This is a genomic window from Rhizobium sp. 11_C7_N12_5 (assembly GCF_051811145.1).
Taxonomy (GTDB): domain Bacteria; phylum Pseudomonadota; class Alphaproteobacteria; order Rhizobiales; family Rhizobiaceae; genus Rhizobium; species Rhizobium lusitanum.
Genome location: NZ_JBPWPY010000001.1, coordinates 2,223,322 through 2,236,925, shown reverse-complemented (window position 1 = coordinate 2,236,925; position 13,604 = coordinate 2,223,322). Strand labels below are relative to the sequence as shown.

Sequence of the window (13,604 nt, the reverse complement as noted above, 5' to 3'; positions counted from 1 at the left end):
CGCCAACGTCCATAACGCTGGAAGTTGGCGTGGAGCTTATGAAGTAGCGGTCGCATTCCAGGTGCGCCTTATATCAGCGCGAGGTTCCGGCTCTCTTCCAGGATCATATCGTGCAGCAGCCTGGCGCTCGGCGGCATGGCGCGCTCGCGGGCGGTGATGAGGCTGTAAGGCTTCACATCGATATCGAAATCGATCGGCAGGATGCAGGATTCGCCGGCCTGCGATGATTGTCCGCAGATGAATTGCGCCATATCGAGCGCTATGGGAGTGATGGCCTCCGTCTTGCAGACTACGGCAAGGGTCAGCAGCAGCGAGGATGTGTTGATGATGTTTTCTGGCAGGGGCACGCCGGCGGCAAGGAAGATGTCCTCCACCTTGCGGCGGAGCAATGTGCCCGGCGGCTGGAAGACCCAATCATAAGCCGCAAGGTCCTCCAGGCTGGCGACGCCCTTTGCAAGCAACGGATGCCCGTTGCGGACCACGAGGCAGGCCTTTTCGATGCCGATCTCATGCGCCGTGAACAGGCGCGGATTGAGATCGTCAGGAATACGGCTGATGATGAAATCGTGACGGGCGGCCAGCAGCTCGCGAGCGAGCACGTTGCTGTTTTCCACCTCGATATTGATCTCGATACCGGGATAGGTGCGCGTGACGCGCTGGATCGCCGGCACAACAAGGCTGATCGCCGGGGCCGTGACGGCGCCGAGGAAAACGGAGCCGCCCTTGCCGGTGCGCAATGCGCCGATCTCCCGGCCCGCCTCACGCAGTTCGAGCAGGATCTTGCGTGCCCGCTTTGCCAATGCAAGGCCGAAGGGCGTCAACACGACGCCGCGGGCGACGCGCTCATAGAGAGGACTTTTGACAATCGACTCCATTTCGGACAGCATGCGCGAAGCCGCAGGTTGTGACATGTTCATAGACTCAGCGGCGGCGGAAATCTGCCCGTGGTCCTCGATCGTGACGATCATGCGCAGGTGATTGAGCTTCAGACCGGCTTTCAGCAGCGTGTCGTCGCGAAAATTGTCGGAATGAATCTCAATGCCATCGCTCAAATAGTCGTTATATATTTTCTCCATGGCGGCCAAATTTCCCATTCGTCGGCAAAAAAGTACTATTTTTTAACATTATACCAAACTTGATATGTGTTTTGCCAGTTATTCTATTTGACAGTTATACGAAATCGTACGAGTTTGCCGATCGTGCGCTGGTTGCAGCTCATAACACGTGAGAGCGTGGAGGAGACCTACTTCGTTTCTCACAATTAGAAGTAAACCATTCCTTCTACGGAACCTGCCGCAGTTTCGGGCGGGCGTTTTTTCGTCCGCCACACTATTAACAAGGGAGAGAGTAATGAAATCCATTATCTCATTGATGACCGGCGTTGCGCTCGGCGTCGCTACGCTGGTCACGCCTGCCTTCGCGGCAGACAAGGGCACCGTCGGCATCGCGATGCCGACCAAAGCTTCGGCTCGCTGGATCGATGACGGCAACAACATCGTCAAGCAGCTTCAGGCTGCCGGTTACGGCACCGACCTGCAGTATGGCGACGACGACATTCCGAACCAGCTCTCGCAGATCGAAAACATGGTTACGAAGGGCGACAAGGTCCTCGTCATTGCTTCGATCGACGGCACCACGCTGTCTGACGTTCTGCAGAAGGCTCATGATGCCGGCATCAAGGTCATCGCCTATGACCGCCTGATCCGCAATAGCGGCAATGTCGACTACTATGCTACGTTCGACAACTTCAAGGTCGGCGTTCTTCAGGCTGGCTCGATCGTCGACGCCCTCGGCCTCAAGGACGGCAAGGGCCCGTTCAACATCGAGCTCTTCGGCGGTTCGCCGGACGACAACAACGCCTTCTTCTTCTATGACGGCGCGATGTCGGTTCTGAAGCCTTACATCGACAGCGGCAAGCTGGTCGTGAAGTCCGGTCAGATGGGGATGGACAAGGTCGGCACGCTGCGTTGGGATCCGGCAACGGCCCAGGCTCGTATGGATAACCTGCTGTCGGCTTACTACACCGATTCGCATGTGGACGCCGTTCTGTCGCCTTATGACGGTCTCTCCATCGGCATCCTGTCTTCGCTCAAGGGCGTTGGCTACGGCACTGGTGGCGTGAAACTGCCTATCGTTACCGGCCAGGACTCCGAAATTCCTTCGGTCAAGTCCATCATCGCTGGCGAGCAGCACTCCACGATCTTCAAGGACACCCGTGACCTCGCAAAGGTCACCGTCGGCATGGTCAACGCTCTGATGGAAGGCAAGACGCCTGAAGTCAACGACACCAAGACCTACGACAACGGTGTCAAGGTTGTTCCGTCCTACCTGCTGACTCCGGTTGCAGTCGACAAGACCAACTATGAAAAGGTTCTCGTCGAGGGCGGTTACTACAAGGCTGATCAGCTGAAGTAATTTTCCGATATACCGGTCAGGGCTTGCGGAAACGCGAGCCCTGACTCTGATATTTAAGACGGTCGCCCGGTCTGCTATGTTGGATCGCGGCGTTGGATATAGACAATGGACAATACCATCCTCGAAATGCGGACAATCACCAAGTCGTTCCCCGGTGTGAACGCCTTGGAAAATGTCAATCTGAAGGTCCGCCAGGGCGAAATTCATGCCCTTGTCGGTGAAAATGGGGCAGGCAAGTCCACCCTGATGAAGGTGCTTTCGGGCGTCTACCCGGCCGGGACCTATGACGGCGACATCTACTATGACGGCGCGGTTCGGCAGTTCAAGACCATCAAGGACTCCGAAGAGATCGGCATCATCATCATCCATCAAGAGCTGGCGCTCGTGCCGTTGCTGTCGATTGCCGAAAACATTTTCCTGGGCAATGAAGTCGTCGCCAATGGCATGATCAATTGGCAGGAAACCTTCACCCGCACCAAAAAGCTCCTTGCCAAGGTAGGTCTCAAGGAATCTCCGAACACGCTCGTGACCGACATCGGCGTCGGCAAGCAGCAGCTCGTCGAGATCGCCAAAGCCCTCTCGAAGAGCGTCAAGCTGCTCATTCTCGATGAGCCAACGGCATCGCTAAACGAAAGCGATTCCGATGCGCTCCTTAATCTCCTGATCGAGTTCCGCAATCAGGGCATCACCTCGATCATCATCACGCACAAGCTCAATGAAGTGCGCAAGGTGGCCGACGAGATCACGGTGCTGCGCGACGGCATGACGGTAAAGACGCTGAACTGTCACGAAGAAGAGATCAGCGAAGATATCATCATCCGCAACATGGTCGGACGCGAGCTGGCCGACCGCTATCCGCCTCGCTCGGTTCCGATTGGTGAGACCATCTTCGAAGTGAAGAACTGGAATGCCTTCCATCAACAGCATCGCGACCGCCAGATCCTGCACGACATCAATGTCCATGTGCGCAAGGGCGAAGTGGTCGGCATCGCTGGCCTGATGGGTGCGGGACGCACCGAATTCGCCATGAGCGTCTTCGGCAGATCCTATGGCCACAAGGTCAGCGGCGAAGTCTTCCTCGAAGGCAAGCTGGTTGATACCAGCACGGTGCGGAAGGCGATTGATGCCGGTCTTGCCTATGTGACCGAGGACCGCAAGCAACTTGGTCTGGTTCTGTCGAACAGCATTCTCCACAATACGACGCTTGCCAATCTGCTTGGCGTGTCCAAGGCGACCGTCATCGACGATGTGCGGGAGCTGCAGGTGGCGACGAACTATCGCTCCAAGCTGCGCATTCGCTCGGCCGGCGTGTTCCAGGAGGCGGGCAACCTTTCCGGTGGCAACCAGCAGAAGGTGGTGCTGTCGAAGTGGCTGTTCTCCGATCCGGACGTCCTGATACTCGATGAGCCTACGCGCGGCATCGACGTCGGCGCAAAATACGAAATCTATTCCATCATCAACCAGCTTGCCGCCGACGGAAAGGGCGTTCTGATGATCTCATCGGAAATGCCCGAGCTTCTCGGTACTTGCGATCGCATCTACGTCATGAACGAGGGTCGCATCGTCGCCGAACTGCCAAAGGCAGAGGCGAGCCAGGAGAGTATCATGCGCGCTATCATGCGCTCAGGGGAGAAGCATCAATGAGTTCGGCCAACCCAGCCACGGAAAGCAGCCACGTCGTTTCCATCGGCGACCATATCCGCAACAATATTCGCGAATACGGCATGCTGATCGCGCTCGTCGTCATCATGCTGCTGTTCCAATATCTCACGAATGGCGTTCTGTTCAGGCCGCAAAACCTGACCAACATCGTGCTGCAAAATTCGTTCATCGTCATCATGGCGCTCGGCATGCTGCTGGTCATCGTGGCGGGTCACATCGACTTGTCCGTCGGCTCCGTGGTCGGTTTCGTCGGCGCCGTGGCCGGTGTGCTTGTCGTGCAGATGCATATGAATCTTGCACTTGCGACGGTCATTTGTCTTTTGATGGGGGCCGCGGTCGGTGCCTGGCATGGATATTTCATCGCCTATCACCGTATTCCGTCATTCATCGTGACGCTTTCGGGCATGCTGGTTTTCCGTGGCTTGACCTACACGATCATCAACACGACCGGCAACGGCAGCAGCATCGGTCCGTTTCCGCCGGCATTCCAGATCGTCGCAACCGGCTTTATTCCCGACTTCGCCGATATGGGCGGCATCCACTCCACGTCGATTTTGCTGACTGTCGCCATCCCGATTGTCATGTTCTTTCTGTCGTGGCGTCGCCGCAGCGTGAATGAGCAGCACGGTATCGATGTCGAGCCATTCAGCTTCTTTGTCGGCCAGAATCTGGTGGTTGCAGCTGCGGCCATCTTCATCGGCTACCAGATTTCCTCTTACAGAGGATTGCCGAATGTTCTGATCCTCATGCTGCTGCTGATCGCGCTCTACGCCTTCGCCACACAGCGCACCACGATCGGCCGTCGCATCTATGCCATGGGCGGCAATGAGAAGGCGACGAAGCTTTCGGGTATCGATACCCGCCGCCTGACGTTCTACACCTTCATCAACATGGGCATTCTTGCCAGCATCGCCGGTATTATCATCGCTACGCGCCTGAACTCGGCAACGGCCAAGGGCGGTGACGGTCTCGAGCTCGACGTGATCGCGGCCTGCTTCATCGGCGGTGCCTCGGCTTCCGGCGGCGTCGGCAAGGTAACGGGTGCCGTCATCGGTGCATTGATCATGGGTGTCTTGAACCAGGGCATGTCGATCCTTGGCTACCAGACGGACTCGCAGAAGATGATCAAGGGCGCCGTCCTGCTCGCTGCCGTGTTCATTGACGTCTACAACAAGAACAAGGGCTGATCGCTTAAGCGACCGGCCGAAACTTTAAAACCAAATCCATGACAGAGTCCGGCTCTCGCTGAGAGCCGGAACGGTAAATTGCATCCGTTCTCTGTCTGATAGGAAAGGATGAAAGATATGCTCATCTCGCAGATCAAGGGTTCGAACGGCGAGATCGTCGTTGCGGTCCGCAACGGGCCGGGCGATGCTGCCAAGGCTGTCGCCAATGCCGGCAGCGTCTACGCACTGGCAATGGAAGCTGCCGATAGCGGCAAGTCGCTTGTCTCCGTCATTGAAGCACATGGCTTCGGCGAGACGATCGATCTGGAAAAAGCCTATGCCGAAGGTCGCTTCCTGGCGCCGATCACCCATCCCGACGCTGCCCACCTGCATCTGACGGGCACCGGTCTCACGCATCTCGGCTCGGCCGCCACCCGCGACTCCATGCACAAGAAGACGACCGAAGCCGCTGAGGAGACGCTGACCGACTCCATGAAGATGTTCAAAATGGGCATCGAGGGCGGCAAGCCGAAAGCCGGCGAGAAGGGCGTGCAGCCGGAATGGTTCTACAAGGGCAATGGCTATGGTGCCGCTGCGCCGGGCGCTGCACTCGTATCTCCGTCCTTCGCGCTTGACGGCGGCGAAGAGCCTGAAATGGCTGGCATCTACATCATCGCCAAGGACGGCACGCCGTTCCGCATCGGCTTTGCGCTCTCGAACGAATTTTCCGATCACGTTACCGAGCGGATCAATTATCTCTATCTTGCCCATTCCAAGCTGCGCCCGGCGAGCTTCGGGCCGGAAATCCGCATCGGTGCAGCGCCTGAAGATATCCGCGGCACGTCGCGCATCAAGCGCGGCGACAAGGTGATCTTCGAAAAGCCCTTCCTTTCGGGGGAGGCGAACATGTCGCACACGTTCGCAAATCTCGAATATCATCACTTCAAGTACGGCCTGTTCCGCACCCCCGGCGATGTGCATGTGCACATGTTCGGCACTGCGACACTCTCCTTTGCCGAGGGCATCAAGCCGGAGGCGGGCGATGTGTTCGAAATCGAAGTCGCCGAATTTGGCCTGCCGCTGCGCAATCCGCTCGCGGTTGCCGCCGAAGAGAATGTGGCTGTTCGCCAGCTGTAAGTCGTCGAGCCTGGCCGCAAAGGATCGGCCGGGCATCTCTAACACGATCTAGGAAGGCATGAAGCCATGACCATTCATCAGAATCTGATCGCCGGCGAGTGGACCGGCACGACCGGCGCCGAAAACATCAATCCGTCAGACACCAACGAGGTCGTCGGCCTCTATGCCAGCGCCAGCGTTCAGGATGTCGCCGATGCCATCGCCGCCGCGAAGGCAGCGTTTTCGGCTTGGTCGCGCTCCGGCATTCTCGAGCGCCACTCCATCCTGAGAAAAACCAGCGACGAGATCCTTGCGCGCAAGGACGAACTCGGCGCGCTGCTCGCCCGCGAAGAAGGCAAGACCTTGCCCGAGGCGATCGGCGAGACGATTCGCGCCGCGCAGATCTTCGATTTCTTTGCCGGCGAGGCGCTGCGTCTTGCGGGCGAGGTGCTTCCCTCCGTTCGCCCGAATATCGGCGTCGAGATCACCCGCGAGCCGCTCGGCGTCATCGGCATCATCACGCCCTGGAATTTCCCGATCGCCATTCCGGCATGGAAGATCGCGCCGGCGCTCTGCTACGGCAACACCATCGTCTTCAAGCCGGCCGATCTCGTCCCCGGCTGCTCCTGGGCTATCGTCGATATCCTTCATCGCGCCGGCTTGCCGAAGGGGGTCTTGAACCTCGTCATGGGCAAGGGCTCGGTCGTCGGCCAGGCGATGCTGGATAGCCCGGTTCTCTCCGGTATCACCTTCACCGGTTCGGTCGGCACGGGCAAGCGCGTGGCACTCGCCTCCGTCGAGCACGGCCGCAAGTACCAGCTCGAAATGGGCGGCAAGAACCCGATGGTCGTGCTTGACGATGCGGACCTCACGGTTGCCGTCGAGGCGGCCGGCAACTCCGCCTTCTTCTCGACCGGCCAGCGCTGCACGGCCTCGTCGCGCCTGATCGTCACCGAGGGCATTCACGACAAGTTCGTGGCGGCGCTGACGGAGAAGCTGAAGACGCTGAATGTCGACAACGCCACCAAGGCCGGCACGCATATCGGCCCGGTCGTCGATGCCAAGCAGCTGAAGACCGACACCGACTATATCGAGATCGGCAAACAAGAAGGCGCCAAGCTCGCCTTCGGCGGCGAGCTTATCAGCCGCGACACGCCCGGCTTCTACTTGCAGCCAACGCTGTTTACGGAAGCGACGAACCAGATGCGCATCAGCCGCGAAGAGATCTTCGGGCCGGTCGCCTCGGTTATCCGGGTGAAGAATTACGAGGAAGCGCTTGCCGTTGCCAACGACACGCCATTCGGCCTGTCTTCCGGCATCGCAACGACAAGCCTGAAATACGCAACGCATTTCAAGCGCAATGCCGAAGCCGGCATGGTGATGGTCAACCTGCCGACGGCGGGCGTCGATTTCCATGTGCCGTTCGGCGGCCGCAAGGGCTCGTCCTTCGGTCCGCGCGAACAGGGCAAATATGCCGCCGAGTTCTTCACCACGGTCAAGACCGCCTACACGCTGGCTTGACCGCCGACTTCAAAGCCCGGGCGCGAACGAGGCGGCCCGGGCGACGCAAAAGGTACCAAGACTATGAAGAAAAAAGCTGAATGGCCGCGCCGACTGCGCTCCTATGACTGGTTCGGCGGCACCGGCAAGAACGCGATCATGCATCGCTCGTGGATGAAGAACCAGGGCCTGCCGGCCGACACCTTCGACGGCCGTCCGATCATCGGCATCTGTAATACCTGGTCGGAGCTGACGCCCTGCAACGCGCACTTACGCGATCTTGCCGAGCGCGTGAAGCGCGGCGTCTATGAAGCCGGTGGCTTCCCGGTCGAATTTCCGGTTTTCTCCGTCGGCGAAAGCACGCTGAGGCCGACGGCGATGATGTTCCGCAACCTCGCGGCCATGGACGTCGAAGAGGCGATCCGCGGCAATCCGGTCGATGGCGTCGTGCTGCTCGGCGGCTGCGACAAGACCACACCGAGCCTCTTGATGGGTGCGGCTTCCGTCGATATCCCGGTCATCCTCGTTTCCGGCGGGCCGATGCTGAACGGCAAATGGCGCGGCAAGGATGTCGGCTCCGGCACGGCGGTCTGGCAGTTCTCGGAAATGGTCAAGTCCGGCGAGATGTCGCTGGAGGAATTCATGGACGCGGAGCAGGGCATGGCCCGCTCGGCCGGCAGCTGCATGACCATGGGCACGGCCTCGACCATGGCGTCGATGGCCGAAGCGCTCGGCATGACGCTGCCTGGCAATGCCGCCATCCCGGCGGTCGATGCCCGCCGTCGCGTCATTTCGCAGCTTTCGGGCCGTCGCATCGTCGACATGGTCAAGGAGGACCTGAAGCCTTCCGACATCCTGACCAAGGAAGCCTTCGAGAACGCCATCCGCGTCAACGGTGCCGTCGGCGGTTCGACCAATGCGGTGCTGCACCTTCTGGCGCTCGCTGGCCGCATCGGTGTCGACCTGTCGCTCGACGACTGGGATCGCCTGGGCCGCGAAGTGCCGACCATCGTCAACCTGCAGCCCTCGGGTAAGCATCTGATGGAAGAGTTCTACTATGCCGGCGGCCTGCCCGTCGTCATCAAGGCGGTTGGCGACATGGGCCTGCTGCATAAGGACGCCATCACCGTCACCGGCGATACGATCTGGGCCGGCGTCAAGGATGTCGTCAACTACAATGACGATGTCATCGTTCCCAGAGAAAAGGCGCTGACGCAATCGGGAGGTATCGCGGTTCTGCGCGGCAATCTCGCGCCGAAGGGTGCGGTGCTGAAGCCATCCGCTGCTTCGCCGCATCTGATGCAGCACAAGGGCCGCGCCGTGGTCTTCGAAAGCATCGAGGACTACCACGCCCGCATCAACCGCGACGATCTCGATATCGACGAGAATTGCATCATGGTGCTGAAATATTGCGGCCCGAAGGGTTACCCGGGGATGGCCGAAGTCGGCAACATGGGCCTGCCGCCGAAGGTGCTGAAAAAGGGGATCACCGACATGATCCGCATTTCCGATGCGCGCATGTCCGGCACCGCCTACGGCACGGTCATCCTGCACACAGCTCCGGAAGCCGCCGATGGCGGACCTCTGGCGTTGGTTCAGAACGGCGACTTGATATCGGTCGACGTGCCGGCCCGCACGATCCAGCTCGAGGTTTCCGACGAAGAACTGGCCAAGCGCCGCGCTGCCTGGGTCTCCCCGGTCAAGCCGCTCACCGGCGGCTACGGCGGCCTCTATGTGAAGACCGTCATGCAGGCCGATACCGGCGCTGACCTGGACTTCCTGGTTGGCGCACGCGGCTCGGAAATCCCGAACAATCGCGACAGTCACTGAGATTGCTGTTTGGAATTTGGGAGGGGCGGGACGCAAGTTCCGCCCCTTTTTGATATGTGGAATATTTCCTGTCGCATAACTTTGAGTTTTGCGACAGGAAATGTCGGGCTTTCAAAGGTGGTGATTTTGTTGCGTAGATTGGGAGTTTCGCAGCGAAAGCATAGCTAGCTAATTTCTTCAGGGATAAAGCCGCCTGTCTGGCGTTTCCACAGGCGGGCAAACAAGCCATCCTGCTCGACCAGTTCGTCCGGCCTACCTTCTTCCAGGACACGACCCTGGTCGAGCACGACTATCCGATCCATCATGGCAATGGTCGAAAGGCGATGTGCTATGGCAATCACCGTCTTTCCCTCCATCACGAGGTTGAGTTTTTCTTGGATGGCGGCCTCGGATTCGCTGTCGAGGGCGGAGGTCGCCTCGTCGAGCACGAGGATCGGCGCGTCTTTCAGCAAAACGCGGGCGATCGCTACGCGCTGCCGCTGACCACCGGAGAGCTTGATGCCGCGGTCACCGACGAAGGCGTCATAGCCCTTGCGGCCCTCGCTGTCGGCAAGATCGACGATGAAGCCGTCGGCGCTCGCCATCTTCGTGACCCTTTCGATCTCTTCCTGCGTCGCCTCCGGCCGGCCGTAGCGGATATTGTCACCGACGGAACGGTGCAGCAGCGCGACGTCCTGGGCTATCACGCCGATCGAGCGGCGAAGGCTTGCTTGCGTCACCGCCCGGATATCCTGCCCGTCGATCCGGATCGCGCCGTCCTTGATATCGTAGAAGCGCAGAAGCAGGTTTGCGAGCGTCGTCTTGCCAGCTCCGGAAAGGCCAACGAGGCCCACCTTTTCGCCCGGCCGCACCGTCAGCGAAAGGTCGTCGATGACGGGCTTGCCAGATTTGTAGGCGAAACGAACTTGGTCGAAGCGGATTTCGCCGTTCGGGACGACAAGGTCCTGTGCGTCCGACCCGTCGGTGATGGTGGGTGGTGTCGTCATGACCGGCATGGCGTCCTTGATTGTGCCGATCGCCTGGAAGATCTGCTGGCCCATCTGCAGGAATGTAAATGTGTGACCGGAGAAGCGGTTGAGGACATAAACAGCGGCAGTGAACTCGCCGATCGTGACGAAACCATCGACGAGCCCGGTGAAGCCGATCCACAGGATTGCCAGCCAGTGCATCATGTTGAGAATAACGACGATGACCTCCGAGATGCGATAGATGCGCTGCTCACTTTGCTGCGCTTCGATGGCCTTACCGATGATGCCGCGGATAGCGCCGGCCTCGCTGTCTTCGGCGGCAAATTGTTTCACCATCTGCATATTGGCGTAGACATCAGTGATGGCGCCGGAAATCAGACTGCGGCGCTTGGCGGAGCGGCGCGAGCGCTCGGTGAAGACAGGCGCCAGCCTGACGGCGAGCAGGACGTTGAGCGTGATCCAGACGATGGTCGGCAGGGCGAGCTGCCAGGAGAGCGCGCTCAGGAGAATGACGGAGCCAACCATCTGCATGATAAAGCGCGGGATGGACTGGAATGCTGAGATCACCTGCTGCTGCACGGCTGACGCTACCTGCTGCAGGCGCGAGGCGACCTGGCCGGCATAGAGATCGTGGAAGAACGCGAGGTCCTGCCGCTCCACCGCCCTGTGGCCCTGCCATTGAATGGCGGCCGGCATGCCGATGCCAAGCGTATGCGAGTTCAGCGTATTGACGAGGAAAGAGCCAATCGGGATGCAGGGGAAAAGCATCAGGCCAAGGAGGATCAGCAGCATCCGGTCGTTGTGCAGGAAGGCGACAGCGCCCTGCTGCGTGACGCCGTCGACGATAACAGACAGGCCCCAGACTATCGTCAGACTCATGACCTCAATCACCATGGTGCAGAGGGCGAGCGTGATCAGGATGCCGCGAAACATAGAGATGAAGTGCAGGAGAACGGCGACCGGCCCCTTCGACGGCAACGGCCGATAGGGGATGTCGAGCGGGCGGATCAGGCTTTCGAAGGGGCGGTAGATCGCATCTGAAATCGACATGGCTCGCTCGGGCTCTAAATGGAAAGGAGGGCGAGGACTCAGTTAGAAGGAATAGGATCACCTTCCGGCTGCAATCTCAATTAGAACATCTTAGCAAAGGTCAGGACTTTCGCGACAACTTCAAGTCGCCTTGGGTCGCAAGCCGCCTGGGCCGACGATCTCGCCAGTTCCAGAATGTGCGCTAAATTTGCAATCCCGTTTTCGATTCTGGGCTACTTTGCCCCAGGCGTGGTTCCCTCCCTGCCAGTAGTCGCTGAATATTGGCACGATGGCGGACTATCACGTAAATGCCGCCTGCGATCACCAGCAATCGATGGGTGACGGTTGCTCCAAGGCGCAGATGAGGGCGATCGCGGTCAGCGCTGCCAGGATCGAACCAAGAGAAACAATCCGAAAAGCAGCCAGCGCGACGCCAAAAACCATCACAGCACTTAAGCCCACTGGCCAAGATATCGCGAGCAGTACGCCGAGCCCCGACGCAACGGATTTGCCGCCTGTGAAATTCAACCAAATCGAACGGCCATGACCTAACAACACGGCGAGTCCTGCCAGACAGGTAGTCCAACACACCCAGGTTTGCAGATCGAGCGCTGCCGGTGGCATGACGGAAGGCAACGTATAAAGCCAAGGATAAAACCAGCCGGCAAAGAGGATCGCCCCGGCACCTTTCAGCACATCCATCAGGAGCACCGCCAACGCAGGCCATTTCCCCAGGGTTCGCAACACGTTCGTTGCTCCAGTGGATTTAGAGCCATGCTCTCGGATATCGATGCCCTTCAGCAATCTCCCTGCCAGATAGCCCGTGGGGATGGAACCGAAGAGATAGGCGATCGCCAATCCAACCAGACTCGCCAACCAGAAAATCATGGGATCGACCTCGACGCTCGAATATCAGGCAATCATCATGTAGTCGTCTACCACTTCGACCGCTGTGGGTTGCGAGCCGAGATAGCGTCGCCGCGAAACTCCCAATTGGATCGAGAATTCTGCAACTAAATTTTTCGGTGAATCGCGCGATCTTTGGCTACCGGGATGGAAGTCACGTCAAGGCTTTCTCCGCAAGCCGAACTGCGCCCTATCAGCTCTGGCTTTGGCTCTGCCCCTGGCTCGCGACCGTTACTTTCACCGTCAGGCTTTCGCCCGGCGTGCCCACGCGCATGCCGGAGACGGGGGCGGCGTCGCGGTAGCAGAGGCCGGTGGCTATGCGGACGTAGCGTTCGTCCGGGCAGACGTCGTTGGCGGGGTCGAAGCCGACCCAGCCGAGGCCGGGAATATGCGCTTCGGCCCAGGCGTGGGTGGCGGCTTGTTCGTTCTTGCCTTCCATCATGAGATAGCCGGAAATATAGCGCGCCGGAATGCGCAATGCGCGTGCGGCGGCGATGAAGATATGGGCGTGGTCCTGGCAGACGCCGCTCTTGCTTTCCAGCGCCTGCTCGGCTGTTGTTTCGGTGTCGCTGGTGCCGGGCTTGTATTCGACCGTCTGATGAATTGCGCTCATCAGCGCGTGCATCTTGCCGAGTTCATTGTCTCCGGAGATGCCTCGCAGCATCTCCTTCGTCAGCTTGCCGGCCTTGGTGCGCGGCGTGTCCCGCAGGAAGAGCCAGAGCGGGCCGAAGCCGCTATGCGGGCCGATAACACCGTTCACGTCCTGCGTTTCGATCTCGCCGGTAGCGACGATCCTGGTCGAATCCTGCTCGCCGTCGAGCGAGACGAGCGTTACGCGATTGGCGAACTGGTCATCATATTCGACTTCCGGACGCGCGCCTTCCACTGTGAGCTTCCAGTCATGGACCGTCTGGCCGATGCCGGTCAGCGGCGTCAGCCGCAGGCGCTGCAGCGAGAACTGCGACGGTTCGTCGTAGCGATATTCCGTGATGTGGCTGATCGTCAGTTTCAT

The 13,604-nt window shown here is 59.4% G+C and carries 9 protein-coding genes and 1 pseudogene; 6 read left to right on the top strand and 4 right to left on the bottom strand.

Going from position 1 to position 13,604, the window contains the following annotated elements; genetic code table 11:
* Window positions 1–68: 68 nt before the first annotated feature.
* The gene (locus AB8B29_RS10970) at window positions 69–1,076 is read right to left on the bottom strand and encodes a LysR family transcriptional regulator (RefSeq protein ID WP_037194984.1); all 1,008 of its coding nucleotides are present in this window, start codon (window positions 1,074–1,076) and stop codon (window positions 69–71) included.
* Between the two features lie 274 nt (window positions 1,077–1,350).
* On the opposite strand from AB8B29_RS10970, the gene chvE reads away from it, so the two are divergent.
* The 6 genes from chvE to araD all read left to right on the top strand — a co-directional run bounded on the left by chvE (window position 1,351) and on the right by araD (window position 9,689).
* A complete protein-coding gene (chvE, locus tag AB8B29_RS10965) occupies window positions 1,351–2,415 on the top strand; it encodes a multiple monosaccharide ABC transporter substrate-binding protein (RefSeq protein ID WP_047562528.1) in 1,065 nt (354 codons plus the stop codon).
* A gap of 105 nt (window positions 2,416–2,520) precedes the next feature.
* Window positions 2,521–4,059, top strand: coding sequence for a multiple monosaccharide ABC transporter ATP-binding protein (mmsA, locus tag AB8B29_RS10960; protein ID WP_047638707.1), 1,539 nt, complete (start codon window positions 2,521–2,523; stop codon window positions 4,057–4,059).
* On the top strand, window positions 4,056–5,264 hold the full coding sequence (gene mmsB, locus AB8B29_RS10955) for a multiple monosaccharide ABC transporter permease (protein WP_092575856.1): 1,209 nt from the start codon (window positions 4,056–4,058) through the stop codon (window positions 5,262–5,264). The genes mmsA and mmsB overlap by 4 nt, the downstream gene beginning before the upstream one ends.
* Window positions 5,265–5,381: 117 nt before the next feature.
* A complete protein-coding gene (araD1, locus tag AB8B29_RS10950; protein ID WP_037195415.1) occupies window positions 5,382–6,380 on the top strand; it encodes an AraD1 family protein in 999 nt (332 codons plus the stop codon).
* Between the two features lie 66 nt (window positions 6,381–6,446).
* Window positions 6,447–7,880, top strand: coding sequence for an aldehyde dehydrogenase family protein (locus tag AB8B29_RS10945; RefSeq protein ID WP_439006484.1), 1,434 nt, complete (start codon window positions 6,447–6,449; stop codon window positions 7,878–7,880).
* A gap of 63 nt (window positions 7,881–7,943) precedes the next feature.
* On the top strand, window positions 7,944–9,689 hold the full coding sequence (gene araD, locus AB8B29_RS10940; RefSeq protein ID WP_047562535.1) for an L-arabinonate dehydratase: 1,746 nt from the start codon (window positions 7,944–7,946) through the stop codon (window positions 9,687–9,689).
* A gap of 164 nt (window positions 9,690–9,853) precedes the next feature.
* Here the strand turns inward: araD and AB8B29_RS10935 are convergent, their stop codons facing one another.
* The 3 genes and pseudogenes from AB8B29_RS10935 to AB8B29_RS10925 form a co-directional block, all read right to left on the bottom strand.
* The gene (locus tag AB8B29_RS10935) at window positions 9,854–11,707 is read right to left on the bottom strand and encodes an ABC transporter ATP-binding protein (protein ID WP_439006483.1); all 1,854 of its coding nucleotides are present in this window, start codon (window positions 11,705–11,707) and stop codon (window positions 9,854–9,856) included.
* Between the two features lie 181 nt (window positions 11,708–11,888).
* Window positions 11,889–12,574, bottom strand: a pseudogene (plsY, locus tag AB8B29_RS10930) (glycerol-3-phosphate 1-O-acyltransferase PlsY).
* A gap of 211 nt (window positions 12,575–12,785) precedes the next feature.
* A complete protein-coding gene (locus AB8B29_RS10925) occupies window positions 12,786–13,604 on the bottom strand; it encodes a transglutaminase family protein (protein WP_037194967.1) in 819 nt (272 codons plus the stop codon).